This is a genomic window from Chryseobacterium sp. G0201 (genome assembly GCF_003815655.1).
Classification (GTDB): Bacteria; Bacteroidota; Bacteroidia; order Flavobacteriales; family Weeksellaceae; genus Chryseobacterium.
Genome location: NZ_CP033917.1, coordinates 3531533 through 3553382 on the forward strand (window position 1 = coordinate 3531533; position 21850 = coordinate 3553382).

21 protein-coding genes are annotated in these 21850 nt (G+C 34.4%); 8 read left to right on the forward strand and 13 right to left on the reverse strand.

Translation table 11 applies throughout. From position 1 onward, the window contains the following. Nucleotides 1-128: 128 nt before the first annotated feature. The 4 genes from EG348_RS15890 to EG348_RS15905 are packed head-to-tail and all read left to right on the forward strand — an operon-like array spanning nt 129 to nt 2353. Nucleotides 129-464 carry a twin-arginine translocase TatA/TatE family subunit gene (locus tag EG348_RS15890; protein WP_123983968.1) on the forward strand — a complete coding sequence of 112 codons (336 nt, stop codon included), beginning with the start codon at nt 129-131 and terminating at the stop codon, nt 462-464. A gap of 3 nt (nt 465-467) precedes the next feature. Then, nucleotides 468-1034, forward strand: a complete 567-nt coding sequence (locus tag EG348_RS15895) for a phosphatase PAP2 family protein (protein WP_123983969.1) — start codon at nt 468-470, stop codon at nt 1032-1034. Next, nucleotides 1031-1849, forward strand: a complete 819-nt coding sequence (locus EG348_RS15900; RefSeq protein WP_123983970.1) for a tetratricopeptide repeat protein — start codon at nt 1031-1033, stop codon at nt 1847-1849. The genes EG348_RS15895 and EG348_RS15900 overlap by 4 nt, the downstream gene beginning before the upstream one ends. Before the next feature lie 48 nt (nt 1850-1897). Next, nucleotides 1898-2353 (forward strand): tRNA (cytidine(34)-2'-O)-methyltransferase, encoded by a 456-nt coding sequence (locus EG348_RS15905; protein WP_123983971.1) that lies wholly within the window; start codon nt 1898-1900, stop codon nt 2351-2353. A 22-nt stretch (nt 2354-2375) separates the two neighbouring features. On the opposite strand, the gene EG348_RS15910 is transcribed toward EG348_RS15905, so the two are convergent. Further along, nucleotides 2376-2849 (reverse strand): 23S rRNA (pseudouridine(1915)-N(3))-methyltransferase RlmH, encoded by a 474-nt coding sequence (locus tag EG348_RS15910; protein ID WP_123983972.1) that lies wholly within the window; start codon nt 2847-2849, stop codon nt 2376-2378. 31 nt (nt 2850-2880) lie between these two features. Here EG348_RS15910 and EG348_RS15915 point away from each other — a divergent pair, with 31 nt between their 5' ends. Next, entirely contained in the window at nt 2881-3861 is a 981-nt protein-coding gene (locus EG348_RS15915) for a YihY/virulence factor BrkB family protein (RefSeq protein WP_123983973.1), read from the forward strand. A 76-nt stretch (nt 3862-3937) separates the two neighbouring features. Continuing rightward, nucleotides 3938-4261 carry a hypothetical protein gene (locus tag EG348_RS15920; RefSeq protein ID WP_123983974.1) on the forward strand — a complete coding sequence of 108 codons (324 nt, stop codon included), beginning with the start codon at nt 3938-3940 and terminating at the stop codon, nt 4259-4261. Here EG348_RS15920 and nhaA read toward each other — a convergent pair. The 12 genes from nhaA to EG348_RS15980 all read right to left on the reverse strand — a co-directional run bounded on the left by nhaA (nt 4258) and on the right by EG348_RS15980 (nt 19888). Then, the gene (nhaA, locus tag EG348_RS15925) at nt 4258-5433 is read right to left on the reverse strand and encodes a Na+/H+ antiporter NhaA (protein ID WP_123983975.1); all 1176 of its coding nucleotides are present in this window, start codon (nt 5431-5433) and stop codon (nt 4258-4260) included. The two genes, EG348_RS15920 and nhaA, sit on opposite strands and share 4 nt — an antisense overlap. A 1-nt stretch (nt 5434) precedes the next feature. Beyond that, the gene (locus tag EG348_RS15930; RefSeq protein WP_123983976.1) at nt 5435-7645 is read right to left on the reverse strand and encodes a RelA/SpoT family protein; all 2211 of its coding nucleotides are present in this window, start codon (nt 7643-7645) and stop codon (nt 5435-5437) included. Between the two features lie 114 nt (nt 7646-7759). Further along, nucleotides 7760-8125, reverse strand: a complete 366-nt coding sequence (locus EG348_RS15935) for a hypothetical protein (RefSeq protein WP_123983977.1) — start codon at nt 8123-8125, stop codon at nt 7760-7762. Between the two features lie 288 nt (nt 8126-8413). Beyond that, nucleotides 8414-10324, reverse strand: coding sequence for an acetate--CoA ligase (gene acs, locus EG348_RS15940; RefSeq protein ID WP_123983978.1), 1911 nt, complete (start codon nt 10322-10324; stop codon nt 8414-8416). A 61-nt stretch (nt 10325-10385) separates the two neighbouring features. Beyond that, nucleotides 10386-12272: an AMP-binding protein gene (locus tag EG348_RS15945; protein ID WP_123983979.1), complete on the reverse strand. Its 1887-nt coding sequence runs from the start codon at nt 12270-12272 to the stop codon at nt 10386-10388. Nucleotides 12273-12390: 118 nt separating this feature from the next. Next, nucleotides 12391-12753, reverse strand: a complete 363-nt coding sequence (locus EG348_RS15950; protein WP_123983980.1) for a response regulator transcription factor — start codon at nt 12751-12753, stop codon at nt 12391-12393. A gap of 40 nt (nt 12754-12793) precedes the next feature. Then, entirely contained in the window at nt 12794-15463 is a 2670-nt protein-coding gene (locus tag EG348_RS15955; RefSeq protein WP_123983981.1) for an ATP-binding protein, read from the reverse strand. Then, on the reverse strand, nt 15453-15647 hold the full coding sequence (locus EG348_RS15960) for a hypothetical protein (RefSeq protein ID WP_123983982.1): 195 nt from the start codon (nt 15645-15647) through the stop codon (nt 15453-15455). The genes EG348_RS15955 and EG348_RS15960 overlap by 11 nt, the downstream gene beginning before the upstream one ends. An 82-nt stretch (nt 15648-15729) precedes the next feature. Further along, nucleotides 15730-15957, reverse strand: a complete 228-nt coding sequence (locus EG348_RS15965) for a DUF6814 family protein (protein WP_123983983.1) — start codon at nt 15955-15957, stop codon at nt 15730-15732. Nucleotides 15958-16000: 43 nt separating this feature from the next. Continuing rightward, entirely contained in the window at nt 16001-17581 is a 1581-nt protein-coding gene (locus tag EG348_RS15970; RefSeq protein ID WP_123983984.1) for an MFS transporter, read from the reverse strand. A 262-nt stretch (nt 17582-17843) separates the two neighbouring features. Continuing rightward, nucleotides 17844-19223 (reverse strand): porin, encoded by a 1380-nt coding sequence (locus EG348_RS15975; RefSeq protein WP_123983985.1) that lies wholly within the window; start codon nt 19221-19223, stop codon nt 17844-17846. 248 nt (nt 19224-19471) lie between these two features. Beyond that, nucleotides 19472-19888, reverse strand: coding sequence for a terminase gpP N-terminus-related DNA-binding protein (locus tag EG348_RS15980; protein ID WP_123983986.1), 417 nt, complete (start codon nt 19886-19888; stop codon nt 19472-19474). Between the two features lie 158 nt (nt 19889-20046). On the opposite strand from EG348_RS15980, the gene EG348_RS15985 reads away from it, so the two are divergent. Beyond that, entirely contained in the window at nt 20047-20646 is a 600-nt protein-coding gene (locus EG348_RS15985) for a GNAT family N-acetyltransferase (protein WP_228414761.1), read from the forward strand. After that, nucleotides 20618-21811, forward strand: coding sequence for an argininosuccinate synthase (argG, locus tag EG348_RS15990; RefSeq protein WP_123983987.1), 1194 nt, complete (start codon nt 20618-20620; stop codon nt 21809-21811). The genes EG348_RS15985 and argG overlap by 29 nt, the downstream gene beginning before the upstream one ends. Nucleotides 21812-21850 lie beyond the last annotated feature (39 nt).

The following is a 21850-nucleotide window of genomic DNA, read 5'->3' on the forward strand; positions in this document are numbered from 1 at the left end:
AAATAGAATAGGTATTCATCAAATTTACATCAACATTAATTTCGAACCTCACGTACTGAAAAATTAAAATTTGTTTAAAATATAATATAACTTTGTCAGATATCTATAAACTTTTGTAATTTTGTATTATGGAATTAAGCTTTGGAGAAATGGCATTGATCGCAGTTGCGATTGTTGTATTATTCGGACCGGATAAACTTCCTTCGATAGCGCGTGACTTAGGCTCGGGCATAAGAAAAATGCGTGGCGCAGTGGAAGATATCAAAACTGAAATAATGAAGGAAACAGATAATCCTGTTTCTGAGATTAAGCGTGAAATAGAGAAGGTAAAAGATGCTGCTAAAGAGTATAATCCTATGAAAGATATGGAAAAAGACTTTTTACCGAATCAAACCGAATCTAATGAAACGCCTAAGCTAAAGCCTGCCGATGATGAAACTCATGAAGGGCCAGTAAGCAGATAATCCATGGAAGAAATTATTCAGGAAGATAAGAAGGTCTTTTTGTTTCTCAATAATTTGGGAGATTCTTCTTTTGATCAGTTTTGGATGTTGATTTCCAGCACTTGGATCTGGGTTCCGCTTTACATTATATTTCTTTATTTTTTATACAAAAATTACAAACTAAGGTCTTTAGTTTTTATCCTTTTATTTATTGCAATAGGAGCTACGGTTTCTGATCAGTTGGCCAGTATTTTCAAGTACGGTGTGGCTAGATTAAGACCTTGTCATGATCCTACTTTAGAGCATCACATGAGAATCGTGAAATGTGGCGGACAGTTCGGATTTTATTCTGCACATGCTTCCAATACTTTCTTTTTGGCAACTTATTTAAGTATTTTATTGAAAAAGAAGCTCAATTGGTTTCCTTATGCTATATTTGTGTGGGCTGTGGTTGTAGCATACAGCCGAATTTATTTAGGTGTGCATTTCCCGATAGATATTTTGGTGGGGGCGTTTGTTGGACTTTTATTGGGAGTGATATTTGGTGCACTTGCCAAAAAAGTAATCAATAAACAAAATATAACCTCATGAAAAAACATTTATTAATTCTGGCATTAGCCTTTTCCTCATTAAATTTTTACGCTCAAGATGCTAAAATGGCCGAAGAATGCTTTAAAAAAGCAGACTACAAATGTGCAGAAGAGCAGTATTCTAAACTCGCTGAAAAAGAACAGATTCAGAAATTTCAATCTGATTATTATAACTATTTAGGAACTTCACAGAGAAGATTAGGAAAGACTGCATTGGCTTTTAAATCCTATGAAGCTGCATTGAGAGCAAATCCTGTATCCGCTTCTGTGTATGCTAATTTGGCTTCATTAAACAGCCAAAGAGGAAGCAAAGCAAAAGCTCTGGAATACATCGATAAAGGTCTTCAGATAGAGCCTGAAAATGTTGATATGTATTTAACACGTTCTAAAATCTATGAAAGTCAGGGAAAGAAAGATCTTGCTTCAAAAGATTTAAACCAGATTTTAAGTTTTGCAGCTGATAATATTTACGCTAAAACCGGATTAGCCAATCTTAAAAAGAATAGTGGAGATCTGGAAGGTGCTTTAAAAGATTATAATCAGTTAATTTCCGAAAAGCCCGAATCTCTTTTATACAACGGAAGAGCGGATGTTTATCTTAAAATGAAAAAATCGAAAGAAGCGCTTGTTGATGTTAACAAAGCTATTTCAATAGACCCAAAATTCTCTCAATCTTACGTTACAAAAGCTTTGATCTTGTTTGATGCTGCAAAACCAAAAGAAGCTTGTACTACTTTGGATAAAGCGGTAAGTTTAGGTTACGAAAAAGGTCTTCTTGCAGATTATTATGCTAAATGTGTAACGCCTGCAAAATAATTTAAATCATTGTGAAGGTTTTCTCTGAAAAACCAGTAAAAAATAAATATGTTAAACATTGTTCTCGTAGAACCTGAAATACCGAATAATACAGGAAATATCGGACGATTATGTGTGGGTACAGAAAGTAGATTGCACTTAATTCATCCCTTTGGATTTATAATTAATGATAAAAACCTGAAACGTTCAGGTTTAGATTATTGGGTTCATCTTGATGTTTCAGAATATGCAGATGTTGATGAATGGATTCAGCAAATTCCGGATAAATCGCGTGTTTTTTTGATGAGTTCTCATGCTGAGAAATCCTATTTGGAAACTGATTTTCAGGATGGTGACTGGCTTGTCTTCGGAAAAGAAAGCATGGGGTTGAGTAAAGATGTTTTATCTCGTTTTGATAATCATTTAACGATCCCGATGTCAAATTTAATCCGAAGTTTTAATATTGCCAATTCTGTAGCTTTTGTGGTGGGTGAAGCAAAAAGACAGATTGGTTTAAAAGTTTAATATTTAATTAAATATCTGAAATTTAATCGTTATGATAAGGTTTTCCCTGTAAAATTTGGTCTGCACGATACAGTTGTTCAACAATAAATAACCGGATCATCTGGTGCGTAAATGTCATTTTAGATAATGACATTTTTTCATTGGCTCTGGTGTATATTTCTTCTGAAAAACCATAAGCCCCACCAATTAAAATATGAATTTTTTTCACTGAAGAATTCATCCAGGTGTCTATTTTTTGAGAAAACTCTCTGCTTGTGAATTGTTTTCCTTTTTCATCTAAAATCACAACCAGATCATTTTTATCGATATGATTAGAGAATAGCTTTGCTTCTTCTTTTTTCAAAAGATCTGGAGAAAGGTTTTTGGCATTTTTTACATCCGGAATTTCAATAATTTCAAAATTCCAGTGTTTGGGAAGGCGAGTAAGGTAATAATTGATCAAAGAAGTGATTTCTTTATCATCCGTTTTGCCAATGCAGAGTAAATTGATACGCATTTCTTATATTTGCTAAGCGCAAATATACTTTATGAATCTTAAAATTCCCAGCTTCATTCTAAAAATTCAGAAATTCTTTGATGATATACACATTCCTGTATTGGGAATTTCGCTTTGGGAGATGTTTCAAATCTACATTACGGGTATCTTTAAAGGAAAAATTGGACGAAAAGCGGCATCAATTTCCTGGAGTTTTACGATAAGTTTATTTCCGTTTTTACTTTTCTTATTGTCGGTTTTGCCGTATATGCCACATTATGACAAACTTCAGTTTTATATTTTTGAGGTTCTGATCCACAATGTTTTTCCATCCAATATGGAAAATGATGTGAGAGGTTATATCGAAAACAATATTATTCCTAATATGAAGGGAATCAGTAATTTAACAATTGTTTTGGCTTTGGTTTTTGCAACAAACGGTACCTTTTCTCTGATCAATGGATTTAATGAAAATTCTGATGAAAAATTAACGGATGTAAAAGAATTTATCCTCTCATTTTTTATTACCATTGGCTTTATTACGATTGTTTTTCTGGCTCTTTTTGGGGTTTATTATGTGGAAGTTGTAGTGAAATTATTTGCTCCTGTTGATAATATCTCGTGGTTGGTGAAAAATCTCTCCAGCATTATCGGATTTGTCTCGTTTCCTTTGTTTTATTTTATTCTTTTGACCATGTTTTACTGGTTGGGTACTGTAAAAATTGCAAGATTCAGACAGGCAGTTCCGGGTGCAATTTTAACAACTATTCTGTTTGTCATTACAACCTATTTTTTCGCACTATATGTTAAAAATATTGCAAGATATAATGTTTTGTATGGATCGATCGGAAGTATGATTTTGTTGATGGTCTGGGTAAATGTAAACGTTTATCTTCTTTTGTTTGGAAATGAACTTAACATGGCGCTCAGAAAACTAAGAGTGGAGAAGTTGTTGTCTGATGAGCTTAAAAAAGAAGAGCCAGGATATTATTCAAATAATACTGGGCCTAATTTAAAAAGTGATGGGAAGTAAAAACAGTAAATTATAAATTGATGAAAGTAACAATTAAGTATTTCATGATCCTATTTTCTTTATTATCAGTTTTTTAATGTCACAACATGTTCTTGATGAAATTGAACGAGATAAAAATGAAGAAAACTACACCTCTCCTTATATGGGGAAATGGAGTGGAAGTTACTCGGGAGATCTAAGCGGTACGTTAGTTTTAAATGTTACTAAAAGTGGATCAATAGAAGGAACAAAAGTTTCCCAAGGTCACCAAGAGACTTTTTATTCAGGACTTATAGGTTCATCTCTCAACAGTACACCAACATCCTCCTCAGGATTTACTTTATATGGAAATTTAGAAAGTAAATCGGGAACATGGAAAATGGGTAATTTAAGCGGAACTTGGTCTGTTTCAAAAAATTAATTCTCTATAACTTCCTTCTTTTTAGATCCTAAATTTAAAATTACATACCCTAAAACGGCAGCCAGAAAAGAAGCAATCAAAATAGCAAATTTAGCTTCATCCTGAATTTTAATTTCTTCTTTGAAGGAAAGAAGTGCAATGAAAATTGACATCGTAAAACCAATTCCTGCTAAGAAGCCGACGCCTATCATTTGCGTCCATGAGCTGTTTTGAGGAAGTGAACTTAGCTTGAATTTTATAGCAATAAAGGAGAATAAATTAATTCCGATCAATTTTCCTACAACCAAACCGCCAATTATCCCTAAACCTAATGTGCTTGTAAGACCTTCGATCATCCCATTATTAAAAGTAATATTGGTATTGGTTAAAGCAAATATCGGCATGATAAGAAAGCTCACCGGAAAATGTAATGTGTGTTCTAACTTTTCTAAAGGAGAAATTTCTACATTAGAAGCATTTGTTGGAATCGAAAATGCTAATAAAACTCCCGCAATTGTCGCATGAATTCCTGAATGGTGAAGGAAATACCACAAAAAGAGTCCCGGAATAATGTAGAAAATTATTTTTGTAACCTTTAAAAAATTTAATAAAAATAATAAAGCAGTTACTCCAAAAGATAGAAGTAAATATGTCCAGTGAATTTGTTCTGTATAAAAAATAGCGATCACTAAAATAGCCCCCAAATCATCAACAATTGCTAAAGCGGCAAGAAATATTTTAATAGAATTTGGAATTTTACTCCCCAACATCGAAATGATTGCTAAAGAAAAAGCAATATCCGTTGCCATCGGAATTCCCCAGCCATTTGCGTAAGGAGTTCCCACATTAAAAATAGTGTAGATCGCCGCCGGAATTGCCATTCCTCCGATAGCTGCGAAAATTGGGAGTGAAGCATTTTTAAAAGATGAAAGTTCGCCTTCCATCATTTCTCTTTTGATTTCAAGGCCTACCAATAGGAAGAAAACCGCCATCAATCCATCATTGATCCAAATGCTGACAGGATATTTTAAATGAAAAAGATTAACTCCTATCTCATTATCTAAAAATCTCTGAAAGTTTTCAGCCAACGAAGAATTAGCGATCAATAAAGAAATTAATACACAAAAAATGAGTATAATTCCTGATGACTGACTGCTATTGAAAAATTTTTTAAAATATATAGATAAATTCATGTTATGATTGTAATCGTCTCACTCTTGAAACTCCGTTAATATCTTTAAGTTTTTTGAATGTTTCTTCAAGTTGGTTCTTGTTTTTAACCTCAAGGTTGATATTTCCTGTAAAAATTCCGTTGTTGGACTCAATAGACATACTTTTCATATCCATTCCCATAGAGCCACTTATTACTGCAGTAATATCGTTGATCATACCCATTCTGTCAAGGCCTTCAATTTCAATTTTCACTCTGTTTTGGAAGCTTTCGGCATTTACCCACTTCGCAGGAATTACTCTGTAATCGTATTGAGCCCTAAGGTTGATGGCGTTCGGACAGTTGTCACTATGAACTTTGATCCCTTCCGAGATCGTGATAAATCCGAAAATCTTATCTCCCGGAATTACCGTACAGCATTTTGCATAGGTATAATTCAATTTTTCTTCATCTTTTCCAAAGACGATCATGTCGAGATTTACCTCTTTCGGCTCTATGTAAGCCGTATTTTTTGTTGGAGATTTTCTGAATCTCGAAAGTAAATTATTAAATACATTTTTACTTTCTATGTATTTTCTTAAACTACTTGCATCCAACTCGTTAGTCTGGAATTTAAGGAATAATTCCTGAGATGTTTTTAAGTTGAAGAATTTTTGAAGTTTATTGATTTCTTCATCATTAAAATTAATTTTTGCATGACGGAGTTTTCTCTGTAAAATCTCTTTTCCTTCTTCAACCAATTGATTTTTTTGAGAATTCAGATAGCCTTTGATCTTGGATTTGGCTTTTGATGTAACAACAAATTCCAGCCAGTCAAATTTTGGTTTTTGATTCTGAGAAGAAAGAATGTCAACCTGATCTCCGTTTTGAAGAACGTAAGAAATCGGAACTAATTTTCCATTGATTTTTGCGCCTAAACATTTCATTCCCAGATCAGAGTGAACTGAAAATGCAAAGTCTAAAGCCGTTGCATTCGTTGGTAAGATCTTAATTTCACCTTTTGGCGTGAAAACAAAAACTTCTTTTGAATATAAATTGAGTTTAATATTATCTAAAAGCTCAGAAGTGGAAAGATCCTGCTGTTGTTCAAGAACATCACGGATTTCCGCTACCCATCTTTCAAAATTCTTGTCATCAGAACTTTGTTTGTAGCCTTCTTTGTATTTGTAATGCGCCGCAACCCCCTTTTCTGCAATTTCGTCCATTCTTTCGGAACGAATTTGAACTTCGATCCATTTTTTATCCGGACCAAGAACAGTTAAATGCAAACTTTCATAACCTGTAGAACGGGGCTGGGTGATCCAGTCACGCATTCGTGAAGGATTACTGTGATAAACGTCTGTTACAATAGAATAAATTTTCCAGGCTAAGAATTTTTCGTTTTTAGCATCAGATTTATAAATAATCCTAATCGCATAATTATCAAATACTTCCTCGAAAGAAACGCCTTGTTTGAGCATTTTTCTGTAAATGGAAGAAATTGCTTTTGCACGGCCTTTTATGGTGAAATTTAATCCTTCTTCCTGTAATCTCTCAGAAGCTTCTTTTTTAAATTCATCAATATATCTTTCGCGGTTTTCTTTGGCCAGCTCTAATTTTTCCGTGATTTCGTTAAAAACTTCGGGATTATTGTATTTTAAAGATAAATCTTCAAGTTCAGATTTAATGTTATACAAACCTAAACGGTGCGCCATCGGAGCATAAATATAGACCGTTTCAGAAGCAATTTTCTTCTGTTTGTCCGGTGCCATGCTTTCCAATGTTCTCATATTGTGAAGTCGGTCGGCAATTTTGATCAAAATAACCCTGAAATCTTCGGATAAAGTCAGCAAAAGCTTTCTGTAGTTTTCAGATTGTACGGAGATATTCTGATGATTCATGATGGATATTTTGGTTAATCCATTCACGATGTTGGCTATTTTTTCTCCAAATATCTTTTTGAGATCTTCGTAAGTGTAGTCTGAATCTTCAATTACATCGTGCAATAAAGCACAGGCAATGGAAGTTGCTCCCAAACCAATTTCTGTCGCTACAATTTTCGCAACGGCAATGGGGTGGTAGATATAAGGTTCGCCGGATTTCCTCCTTTGATCCTTGTGGGCATCTAATGCTATATCAAATGCCTTTCGGATGAGTTTATTATTTTCCTCATCCAAAGTTCTGTAGGTGTTCGAAATCAGATCCTTATATCTTGCAAGAATCTCTTTGTTTTCCTGTTCTAAGTCGTAACTCATTTGTGTAAAAGCCTATATTTAAACGAAAATACGAAAATTTTTCCACTTTTCAAAGCATAAAAAAATCCGCAGAACGTTCTACGGATTTTCGGTTATTAGTAATTAATTTTGATATTAGAATTTGACTTCAGAGTCCATACCACTGTTTGAAGTTTTTATTTTAACATTGGGACTATTATGTATTTCTGCTCTGTTTCTGGCATCAATGAGCCTTTTGATATTGTTATAATCTGCCTGTTCTATACTTACATTTTCAAATAAGTAAGTTTTTACTACAGAATTTTGATTAAAAATGCTTTTTGCATTGTCTGCTTGATCCTTATCTTTTACAGAAACACTTGTCATATACTGAGAGTAATGGTGTGTATCATCAAGATATACAATGTAATCTGAACTTCCGAATCCCGAGCTTTCAAGATCAGTTTCGAGTTTCTTGTAATCGCTGTGATGTTCAAATAACCCAGCTAATATATTTGACATAAGCAGTAGTTTTAAATTTGTACTTTAAAGATAATAATAAATTTTCAAATACGTTGCATTAATTTTAATAAAATTAAGTTTATATTATTTTATCTATAAAATATTGTTAAAATTTATGAGAATGTCTATTGAATGCGTGTTTGATTTTTTGTTAATTTATAATTCATGGTTTTGACTAAAGTCGATCGATGGGATTCTTAAAAAAAAACGGGCTAAAGCCCGTTCTTGTTGATATTTGTCTTGTAAATTAAAGTTTTATTTAAAGTATTACATCTTAATAATTAAAAATTAATCTATTTTTTCGTTCTTAATTTCCTCTACAATTTCAGGATTTAAGAGAGTTGAAATATCTCCAAAGCTATTAAAATCACCTTCCGCAATTTTTCTCAAAATTCTACGCATAATCTTTCCTGAACGGGTTTTAGGAAGCCCGGAAACGAATTGTATTTTATCCAGTTTTGCAATCGGACCAATTTGATCTGAAATTAATTGATTGATCTCTTTTTTCAAATTTTCTCTTTGTCGACTTTCTCCCGTTTCCTTTAAAACTACATAGCCGTACAAAGCATTTCCTTTGATGTCGTGAGGATAGCCAACGATCGCAGATTCCGCAACGGCAGGGTGCTGATTGATGCTGTCCTCAATTGGAGCTGTCCCTAAATTATGCCCTGAAACAATAATTACATCATCCACACGACCTGTAATTCTGTAATATCCAACTTCATCTCTCAATGCGCCATCGCCGGTGAAATATTTTCCAGGAAAAGCAGTGAAATAGGTTTCTTTATACCTTTGGTGGTCACCCCAAATTGTTCTTGCAATTCCCGGCCATGGAAAACGGATACAAAGATTTCCTGTAACCTGATTTCCTGTAATTTCGTTGCGTTTATCATCCATCAAAACCGGTTGAATACCAGGAAGAGGTAGAGTAGCGTACGTAGGTTTTGTTGGAGTAATGAAAGGAAGCGGTGAAATCATAATTCCACCTGTTTCTGTCTGCCACCAAGTATCAACGATTGGACATTTTTTTCTTCCAACATGATCATTAAACCAGTGCCAAGCTTCATCATTGATCGGTTCTCCAACGGATCCGATTACTTTTAATGAACTCAAATCATGTTTATCAACCCATTCAGCACTTTCTTTCGCTAATGAACGAATGGCGGTTGGAGCAGTGTAAAATTGCGTAATTTTATGTTTTTCAATAACTTCCCAGAAACGGTCGGGCTCAGGATAAGTTGGTACACCTTCAAAAATTACGGTTGTAGCTCCATTACAAAGCGGTCCGTAAAGGATATATGAATGTCCCGTGATCCAGCCAATATCTGCGGTACACCAATAAATATCATTTTCCTGATAATTAAAAATATTTTTAAAAGTATAGGCAGTGTAAACCATGTATCCAGCGCAGGTATGAAGCATTCCTTTTGGTTTTCCTGTTGATCCGGAGGTGTATAGAATAAAAAGCGGATCTTCTGCATCCATAATTACAGTTACGAAATCCGGAGAAGCTTTTTCATAAAGGTCAGCTATCCAATGATCTCGGCCTTCTTTCATTTTGATCTCGTTGTGGGTTCTTTTTACGACTAAAACAGATTCAATTGTTGGCGTTTTTTCCAACGCTTCATCAACAATACTTTTTAAATCTAAAACCTTGCTTCCTCTGTAACTTCCGTCTGATGTGATAATCATTTTGGCTTCACAATCATTAATTCTTGACGCAACTGCGGCTGCCGAAAACCCTGCGAAAATTACAGAATGTACCGCGCCTAATTTTGCACAAGCCAACATTGTAACTGCTAATTCAGGGATCATCGGAAGGTAGATGCAAACTCTGTCACCTTTTTCGATGCCCATATCTCTAAGAATATTGGCTGTTTTGTTGACGCGAGTGTATAATTCGTTGTAAGAAATATGTTGCGCTGCTTCTTTTGGATCGTTGGGTTCCCAAATGATGGCGGTTTTTTCGCCTCTTTCGTTTAAGTGCCTGTCGATACAGTTTTTAGTGATATTTAATTTTGCATTTTTAAACCAAACGATTTTTGCTTCATTCATATCATACTTCACGACCTTGCTCCATCTTTGGTACCATACGAAGTTCTGATCTGCAATTTTGTCCCAGAATTTTTTAGGATTTTTAATAGAGTTTTTATACTCTTCAAAATAATGCGGAAGATCTTCTATTAAGTAATTTCTCATATCCCTTTCGTTTTTGAAATTTGAATTTATTTATATTTTAAATGTATGCTTAATTTCTTGTTTAAGCCCTATATTCCTCGATTTTTTGCTGAATTTCTTCAATGATTTTTTCATCATCAATCGTTGACGGAATCTGAAATTCCTTGCCGTCTAATAATGTTCTGATGAGCTTTCTTAAAATCTTTCCGGAACGTGTTTTGGGCAAACGTTTGACAATCATTACATTTTTAAGACAGGCAACGGCTCCGATTTTTTCACGAACTGATTTTATAATATCTTTTTCTACATTTTCTTTTGAAATAGTTGAACCATTCTTCAAAACAACCGTTGCAAAAGGGATCTGACCTTTCAGATCATCATCAATTCCGACAACGGCGCATTCTGCAACATCGGGATGTGACGAGACAATTTCTTCCATTTCTGAAGTGGAAAGTCTATGTCCTGCCACATTGATCACATCATCAACCCGCCCTGTGATGAAAATATAACCGTCTTCATCTTTTATGGCTCCGTCGCCAGAGAAATAATAACCTTTATATTGTGATAAATAATTGCTTTGAAATCTCTCATTATCATTCCATATTCCCAATAATGAACCTGGTGGAAGCGGAAGTTTTATAATTAAATAGCCTTCCTGATGAGCATCCAATTCATATCCGTTTTCATCGAAAATTTTAATATCATATCCCGGAATTGGTTTTCCGGCAGCTGCTCTTTTAATTTTATAGTTTTCATCAAAAGTCATTAAACCTAACATCGGCCATCCGGATTCTGTCTGCCACCAATGATCGATTGCGGGAACTCCGATATGCTTTTCAAACCAATCTAGAGTGGCAACATCACATCTTTCACCTGCCAAAAACTGTTTTTTGAAATGACTTAAATCGTATTTTTTCACCAATTCTCCGTTCGGATCTTCTTTTTTAATGGCTCGAATCGCTGTTGGAGCTGTAAACATCGCAGAAACTTTATATTCGGAAATTATTCTCCAAAATGTTCCTGCATCGGGAGTCATGATGGGTTTTCCTTCAAAAATAATCGTTGTATTTCTATTAATTAAAGGTCCATACACCGAAAAACTGTGACCAACTGCCCATCCAAAATCTGACGCTGCCCAAAAAGTGTCTCCTTCTTTAATTCCATAAACATATTTCATGGAAAATTTCAAAGCCGTGGCGTAACCTCCTGTGTCACGAGTAATTCCTTTTGGTTTTCCTGTAGTTCCTGAGGTGTACAGCAAATATAGCGGGTGAGTGGATTCAACAGAAACACAATCTAAAGGCTCTGATTTTTGAACCAATTCTTCATAGTCAATTAAACCATCGAACATTTCATGTTGATTTTCAACTAATTTTCTGTTGTAAACGATAATGTTCTCAACTTTATCCTGAGTGAGTTCAATCGCTTTTTCAACCAATGGTAAATAAGGAATTCTCTTGGAGATTTCTACTCCGGCCGTTGCTGTAATTAAAGCTTTTGGCTTGCAATCATCGATTCTTACAACCAACTCATGAGGTGCAAAACCTCCAAAAACGACATTATGAATGACTCCGATTCTTGCACAAGCCAACATTGCAAAAAGCGTCTGCGGAATCATTGGCATATAAATAACAGCCGTATCTCCTTTTGTTAAGTCTAAAGAAACTAAACCTCCCGCCAATTTTGAAATTTCCTCTTTTGCTTGATTGAAAGTGTACTGTCTTTTTTGGTTGGTAACCGGAGAATCGTAAATAATCGCAATCTGTTCTCCAAAACCGTCTTCAATGTGTTTATCAATGCATAAATAGCACATATTGAGTTTCCCATCAGAAAACCATTGGGTATAATCATTTTGGTCCTTAGAAAGAATTTGTGTAGGAAATTCAAACCAGTCGATTGCTTGAGCCTGTTCCTTCCAGAAATTCTCTTTGTCTTCTATGCTTTGTTTAAATAAACTCTCTGTATTCATATTAATTTTTTGTGTTTTGAATTAAAACACGAATGACACAAATTTTTTCACAAGGAACACAAATGGTGATTGTGTTATTAGTGAGATTTATTCGTGATATTTGTGTTTAAGTAAAATTCTATTCAAACATTTCCTCGATCTGTTGCATCAGTTTTTTGATGGAATAAGGTTTCGTTACAAACGCATCAGCTCCCATTTCCAGACCTTTTTCAATGTCTCTCGGATTGTTTTTCGCGCTCAGGAAAATGACTTTTGTATCTTTTAATTTTTTGTCTTGTTTAATGATGTCTAATGTGCTGTAACCATCAAGATTGGGCATCATAATATCAAGTAAAATTACATCGGGAATCATCGCTTTTAGAAATTCCAAAACTTCCGTACCGTCTCTTGCAATGTAAACGTCGTAGCCGTTTTTCTTGAAACTATATTCCAACGACATTAAAATTTTGTGCTCATCATCTGCAATGATTATCTTTTTCATATTGGGTTTTGATTTTGTTCAACTTCATTTTTAATCTCTTTTATTTTTTCGAAAGGGTGATCGTGAAAGTAACACCCAATCCGCTGTTTTCTGCTCTTATTGTTCCGCCTTGAGCTTGAACTATTTTCTTTGAAATTGCCAATCCAAGTCCGCTTCCTGTAGGTTTTAGTATATTTTGATTTTTAGACTGATAAAATTTATCGAAGATCATTTCCAGATCTTCTTCAGGAATATGTTTTCCTGTATTGAAAATGGTGATGATCAACTGATTTTCCTTTTCAGATAATTTTGTTTGTATTGTTCCTTGGTCGTCTGTAAATTTTAAAGCATTTCCTAAAATATTCTGAAATAATTGAATCATCCTTGCTTCATCATATTCATATAAAAATTGGTTCAGAAGATTGACTTCACTTATATGAATATCTTTCTGTTGAATTAAGTGCATAAGAGGGTTTAAAGCTTTTTTATACGTTTCAATAATATTGTTTTGCTTGATATTTAATGTAATTTCGCCATGTTCCAATTTATCCAGATACAAAATATCATTAATAATTTCACTTAATCTGTCTGATTCTGTGATAATATTATTTAAAAACTCTCTTTTAATGTCTAAAGGAATATCGTCATCATCTGCTAAAATTTCTCCGGCTGAACGAATTGCTGTGATCGGTGTTCTCAATTCATGTGCTACAGAATCAAGGAAATCATCTTTTTGACGGTCTTTGATAATTAAACTTTCGTTGGCATTTTTAAGATCATCAGAAAGTTGTTTCAGTTCTTCTGACTTTTCTGTAAGCTTTTTATTTAAAGTAATATTTTCTTTAGATTCTTCTAAAATGTTTAAAACTTCCTTTAAAGATATTTTATCTTCTTTGGTTACGCCTTCAATTAAAATTTTTGCGGAAGCAGTACCTATTCTCCCTGCTAAAAGGTTTTCCGAAAATTTAATGAACCTTGAATCGGCTGTTTCTGTCTGAGAATCAATATTATATTTTAAATTGAAAATTCTCAAAGCCTGCTCCGTTTTATTTTTACCTAAAAATCGTTCAAGAATATTTTTAATATCCGAAACATAAGCTGTTCCGCGCCAGATGAAAGCATTTTCGTGATTTTGAATGTATTTATCAATATCAACATATAACTCGGCGAAATTTCTTTCACGATAATTCCCCTTCACACTAACAGAAATCATGGCAAATAAAGCGGTATTTACAAGCATCGACCAAAAGAAAATCTGCGGAATTTTACTTAAAAAAGAGATGCTGAAAAAATCAAAAGCATTATATATTTCTCTCAAAGCTCCCTTTAATTCTTGATTATAGGAGAAATAATATTGTGGAATAATTAATCCAAAATAACAAATTGCTAATCCTGCCAGCAATCCGATAACTGCGCCTTTATATGTTCCTCTTCTCCAGAATAATGCGCCGAAAAATGCGGGTGCCAATTGCCCGATCACGACAAATGAAATCAAACCAACAGAATCCAGTGAAGTTTTTAAAATAAAATATTTATAAAAGCCAAACGCCATGATAATCAATGCGAAAATGCTGAATTTCCTGATGTTGGTAATGTTTCTGGTATTCTGAATTTCATTTTCTGATTTAAATTTCCCCAACAAACCGTAAGGAATAATCAAATTATTCGAAAGCATTATGGATAAAGTAATTGCCGAAATAATGATCATTGAAATACAAGAACTTAACCCTCCAAGAAAAACCAAAACAGTAATTAAAGTATTATCAAAATGTTGCGGTATTAAAATAGAGTAGAACTCCGGATTAACGTTTTGCCCGGCAAAAATCAATCTTCCGCCCCAAGCGATTGGGAAGATAAAAATGGTGAAAATCAATAAATATAAAGGGAAGAACCAAATAGCTGTTTTGATATGTTTTTCCTGTCTGTTCTCAATAATTGCTGTGTGAAATTGTCTCGGAAGAATACAGATTGCTGTTCCTGAAATCAGACAAAGAACCATCCAGTTCATTGCGCCTTCAATTCCGTTGAAGATATTTTTTTGTTTAAAATCTTCAAATTTACTCGCCTTTTCATAAATGTCCGAAAAACCATCAAAAGCATAATAAATTACGAATAATCCCAAAATAATAATGAAGAATAATTTTAGAAAGCTTTCCAATGCAATAGCTGAAATAATTCCTAACCGTTTTTCTGAAGCATCAACATATTTCGTTCCGTAATAGGATGAAAATAAAGCAATTAAAATAACAACAAAGGTTGCATTGTCCGTCAGAATATTTTGTGACATAGCAGTTTTTGTCACCAAGTGAAAAGTTTCTGATATCGCTTTGATCTGTAACCCAATGTATGGCACAATCGCCAAAAGACAGACGATTGTAATAATTGCACTGAAACTTCTGCTATTTCCATACCTTAATGAAATGAAATCCGCCAGGCTGCTTATTTTATTAACCCTTGAAATTCTTACAATTCGTGTATTAATGTAGATCCATGCAGGAATTACCATGATGGGGCCAATATAAATGGGAAGGTAATTGAGTCCGCTTGTAGCTGCAACACCAATGCTTCCATAGTACGTCCAAGCCGTGCAGTACACTGCTAAAGACAGCGCGTAGATGTAAGGATTGTTGATCCAGACTTTGCTTTTTTTCTTCTCTGCCAAATGAGCGACTAAGAACAAAAGTGCCAGATAGATCAAAACAACGATAAATAACGCGAAACTACTCATCATATTTTTTTACGATTACAAAAGAGATAATAATGGAAATCATCCAAATCACAAATATGTAGATCAAAATTCTCGGATAGCCAAAAACTTCCTTTTCACTGTTGAATAACAATGAAATAGGGATACTGAAAGCTATCAGAAGTCCGATGCTCAGAATAATCAGTTTTTGTTCGTGCCTTTTCTTCATAGGTGATCATTAATAAATGATAATTGATAAATTGACGGTGTTTTAACTCATCCTTTATCAATTATCATTCATGATTTATGGGTTAGACTTTATCGTCAGAATATTCTCCTGTTAAAGAATAGTAGCCGAAAATTGCTAATCCGCCGGAGATAATCGGCATCAAAACAAACAGAATAATGATTCCGAATACCAGATCTTCCTGCTTTCCTGAGGTGATTTTTGGGATTCCCATGACCGTTATTCCGAAATATCCCACCACCAAAGCGGCTAAGATCCAGATAACGCCAAATATTTTTTTTAGTGTGTCCATTTTAGTAGTATTAAAATTAATAAAAAATTGAGTGATTCAATGCTTAATCGTGAATATTATTGTTCTTATTTTTAAGATATATCATTCCGATGATGAGACAGACTGCGGCAACCCCAATCGGATACCAAAGTCCCTGAAGATACCATGTCGGATGTCCTGCATCTTTCCCGACAGTTACTAAATACGTCGCAACGGCAGGAAGAAGTCCTCCAAACACTCCATTTCCAATATGATAAGGCAGAGACATTGATGTATAACGGATTCTCACCGGGAACATTTCCACTAAGAAAGCAGCGATCGGACCGTAAACCATCGTTACAAATAGTACCTGAATGAATACCAAAAACACTAAATACCATTTTGTATTGTCGGTTAATTTCACGGTTTGAGATACTTTTGGTTCTTCAGCTTTTCCGTCTTTCATCGCAACACCGCTTGGCGACCAATGAACAACGCTGTCTTTTTTAATTAAAGTTCCGTCTGTATACAATATTTCTTTATGGAAAGTGACAAGGCTGTCCGAAGCAATATCTTTATGAATTTTCGCAGTTCTTTTTTCTGTAATTCCGTTGGCTGCGATGGTTTTGGTTTCAAGATTTACACTTTTAAACATTGAATCATAAATCGGTCTGTAAGCTAAAATTGCGACTAACATTCCGGTCATCATGATAGCTTTTCTTCCGATTTTATCTGAGAGCCAACCGAAAAATACGAAGAAGGGGGTTCCCATCAATAAGGCGGTTGCCATTAGAGAATCGACCTGTGAAGATTCTACATTCATTACTTTTTGAAGGAAACTCATGGCATAAAATTGTCCGGTGTACCAGATTACCCCTTGCCCCATTGCAGCTCCGAATAATGCCAGTAAGACAAATTTGAAGTTGTATTTATTCCCGAAACTTTCTTTTAAAGGATTTTTTGAAGTTTTTCCTTCACTTTTGGCCTTGGCGAAAAGCGGAGATTCTTTCATGTTTTTTCTGATAACGTAAGAAACGCCCACCATTAAAATCGAGATCCAGAAAGGAACTCTCCATCCCCAACCGTCAAATTCTTCTGCAGAAAGGGTATTTTTAGTAATTAAAATAACAATTAATGAAATAAAAAGTCCTGCTGTTGCAGTTGTTTGTATCCAAGAAGTCCAATAACCTCTTCTGTGAGGTTGGGCATATTCTGCAACGTAAGTCGCTGCACCTCCGTATTCTCCGCCTAGAGCCAAACCTTGTAATAATCTTAAAATTAAAACTAAAACAGGCGCAAGATATCCAATGGTTTCAAAACTAGGGATACATCCGATGAGAAAGGTTGAAAATCCCATAATTAATAAAGTAACCAAAAACGTATATTTTCTTCCGATAATATCTCCTAATCTTCCGAAGAATAGAGCTCCGAAAGGTCTTACCACAAATCCGGCAGCAAAAGTTGCCAGTGTAGATAAAAATGCTGCGGTTGGATTGTCTGACGGGAAAAATTTCGTAGCTAAAACAACGGCCAAACTTCCAAAAATGTAGAAGTCGTACCATTCTATCAATGTACCGAGGGATGAGGCAGTGATCACGCTCCAAATGGTGCGGTTTTTCTGCTTTTCGGTCATGTTTTCGTAGGTATCATGATGATTTTCGCTCATATTGCTTGATTTTGATGTTAGTTAAAATTGATATTGAGTTTTATAATTTATTTTTAATTTAACCACAAAAGAAACAAAAGATTAACACATTAGTTATTTTTAAGTTTATTATTAAACCGCCATAGGAAGAGCACATGAGTTAAAAAAATCTTTGATTTTTATTCTTTTGTAATAAATCTTTGTTTTCTAAATAGACGAATAGCTTTTGTATCTTTTGTGGTTAAGATTTTATTAGTTTTAAATTATATTAAGCTTGATAGTTTTATAAATAAATTTGAAATTGCACAATAAATTCTCCTTTTGAAGAAGGACTTTCTGTCGGGCTCGTATAAACAGGTCGTGTTGAATATTGTGTGGTAATTTTTGCATGATGCCCGTCAATAAACCAGTTAGCTCCAACATCGAATTGTGAAGATGATTTTTCTAAAGCATCGAAACTTTTATGCGTGTAAGCCGCAAAAGGCTGAATTCTTACTTTAGGTTTTTCTGCCTGATTGGGTAACAGTAAACCAGCCTGTGCATAGATAATATTACCTGTTCCGATGGTTGGTTGTAGATTTCCTGCTCCTGCAATGGCTTTATCACCGATAAAATTGGGATCGGAAGAAGCAATATTCATAATGCCTAAATTTCTGATATAATTTGGTCCGAATTGATAGTTGTAATAGCCTGCATAAGCGGAAACTGCCATTTTATTTTTAGCATTTCCCAAAGGAATATCTGCGAAAGCATCGACTGCAACAAGCGTGATGTCGTGTTTTTCTATCGCTGAATTAACGGAAGTTCTTGTTCCGTCTTTTTGATGATAAAAACCCGCTCCGAGATTGAAAACTTTCTTTGTTCCCAAATAAGAACCTACTTTGAAAGGAAGCGTATTTGATTCTTCATCAAGGAATTGATATTCAACATAACCTGCTTTTGAAAAATTAGGATTTCCGTTATTATCAACGGCAACGGCTTTTGTGGGATCAGTTACATTTGCAGGAATTAAATCTGTTGCAAAAGGTTTATTTAAACTAAAACGATATTCTAATTTGCCGTATTTTCCTTTAGCAAACATTCCTAATTGTCTGGCAAACTGGTCTGAATTGTCGATTAACGGCCAGGTGAAAATAGGGGAGTCAACGGTAAGGAAATTCAATGTAGAAGCCATTGTCATACGGGAAAGTCCCATGTAATAATGAAGTCCCGCACCTAAAGATAAACTGAATTTTCCGGCTTCTCCAGGTAAAATAACTGCGTATTCGTTCCAGGCGTCATGAAAAAACATTTGTGGCTTTTTGCCGTTCCCATAACCTCCAGTTCCGGAAGTTCCTGAACCGCCTCCGTTGATAAATGTTTGGTTATTAATCCCAAAATGAGCCAGAATCATATATCTTTTGGAAATCTGAGCGTATGCTAAAACACGTAATCGTCTGTTTCCTAAGCTCCAGGAATTATCTGTTGGTTCTCCGCCGACCATACTTCCAGGGTTCATTTGGGTATTTCTTAACCAAAACTGATCCCAGAGAATAAATCTGACGTATTTGTCGCCTTGAGGATTGAGGTTTAATTTGAGTCCGCTTCCGTAATCGGGGGAGCCTTGTGAGTATAAAGAATTACTGATTAGAGCTAATCCAATAAATGTGAGTATTTTCTTCATAATTATCAATTTTTTGGCGTTAATTTTGTGAAAGCCAAATTGTAATTAATAATTTGTTTATGAAAATTTAATATATATTAGTGGAAAGTATATAGCTATTAGTTTTAAGTTATGAATTATGAGTTCTGCTAATTGTAAATTTTTAATAATAATTTAAATTTAATATTTTGATTATTAGTTTATTAATGAATTTGTTTCAAATTTAGAAAACTCATAATTCATAACTTAAAACTCATAACTCTAAAATCCTATTTTTTAAAACGTTCCCATTTGATCAACATATATTTATCTGCAAACTGAGTGATAATAATTCCTGAATTTTTAAGATTTTCTTCTTGAGCAATATATTCAATTAATTCATTTTGCTTTAAAATTTTATATACAGGATGAAATTCAGAATGTGGTGGTCTTGTGATATTATATTTCTTGATCCATGAACTAATTGTTACATGTGAAACTCCGATAATCCTTTCTATTTCACGAAAACTTAAACCTTCAAGATACAATTGAAGTGCTTTTGTTACATAGTAATCGTCTATTTTTTTGCCTAATTTTTTAACTGTAAAATAATAATTACACTCCTTACAAAGAAACCTTTGCTTCTCATTGATGATTCCGCTTTTTACAATTTTATTGCTGTTGCATTTGGGGCAATTACTTTCCATATATAGTATTTTAGCAAATATATAATAAATTAGCAAAATTATATTTTCCTGTAAAGATAATTTTACCTGTTAATTCTATTTAAACAAAAATAATATCTTTTTTATTTGGATTTTAAAGTTATTATGCTTTAAATTTGCCAAAAAATTCAGATAAATAAATGGAAATAGAAATTTCCTCATGCGAACATTTAATGTATGTGAGTGAAATACAGCAGGAAATGTATGATTCTGCGCAGCGACGAGGGACGGGCATCGCAAAACGTTCCATAGAATATTTAAGTAAAAAGATTTCAGATGGTAATGCTGTAATAGCCACTGAAAACGGCGAATGGGTGGGTTTCTGTTATATAGAGACCTGGTCACATGGTCAGTTTGTGGCCAACTCAGGGTTGATCGTTTCTCCCAATTTTAGGAATAGAGGAGTGGCAACTTTGATAAAGAACAGGGTTTTTCAATTATCAAGAGATAAATATCCGACTGCGAAAGTTTTTGGATTGACAACAGGTCTTGCCGTAATGAAAATTAACAGTGATTTAGGCTACAAACCTGTAATTTATTCTGAATTAACACAAGATGAAGAATTTTGGAACGGTTGTAAAAACTGTGTGAATTATGAAATTTTAATGAAAAAAGAACGTAAAAACTGCCTTTGTACAGCAATGCTTTTCGTTCCTGAAAATAATAAAGTAAATGGTGTTGTAAGTAATCAACCCGAAAATCAATATAAAAATGAGCAAGAAAGTAATCTTAGCGTTTAGTGGAGGTCTAGATACCTCTTACTGTGCCAAATATTTGAGTGAAACACTTGGATATGAGGTGTATGCAGTAACTGTAAATACCGGAGGTTTTTCTAAAGAAGAGGAAAAAGAATTGGAGAAAAAAGCCTTTAATCTTGGGGTAAAAGAATACAGGTGCGTTGATGCTCAGGAAGATTATTACAATTCTTGCGTAAAATATTTGATCTTTGGAAATGTCTTGAAAAACAATACATATCCATTATCTGTAAGTGCTGAACGTACGATCCAAGCGCAGGAAATTGCAAAATATGCTATTGAAATTGGTGCTGATGCCATTGCTCACGGAAGTACAGGAGCTGGAAATGACCAGGTTCGTTTCGACTTAATTTTTCAGGTAATGTGCCCAAATGTAGAAATTATTACGCCGATTCGTGATATGTCTTTATCTCGTGAAGAAGAAATTGAGTTTTTGAAAAGCCATGGCTACGAAATGGAATTCCAGAAAGCACAATATTCTGTAAATAAAGGACTTTGGGGAACTTCAGTTGGCGGAAAAGAAACGTTGACTTCAAGAAATTATCTTCCGGAAGAAGCTTTTCCATCTCAAATTAAAGAAACTCAGCCTTCAGAACTGGAAATTGAGTTCAAGAATGGTGAAGTTGTAGCGGTAAACGGAGAAAATTTTGAACATTCGGTATATGCGATTCAAAAAATTGAAGAATTGGCTTCTGCGTACGGAATCGGTCGCGATATCCACGTTGGAGATACGATTGTTGGAATTAAAGGAAGAGTCGGTTTCGAAGCGGCGGCGGCATCTGTGATCATCAAAGCACACCATTTATTGGAAAAACATACGCTTTCAAAATATCAGCAGATGATGAAGTCTCAATTGTCTGATTGGTACGGAAACTGGCTTCACGAAGCACTTTTCTTAGATCCTGTAATGAGAAATATCGAGTCTTTTTTAGTCGATTCTCAAAAAACGGTAAGCGGAAAAGTTTTTGTGACCCTTCATCCATACAGATTTATCTTAAACGGAATTGAGTCTAAACATGATCTAATGTCCGATAAATTCGGAAGCTATGGCGAGGCGAACAGAGCATGGACGGGAGAAGATGTGAAAGGCTACACAAAAATCGTAAGCAATTCTTTAAATATATATCATCAGATTAATTCTGGATTTTAACAGAGAACCCGAAGGGTTCAATAACAATAGCCATAGGTA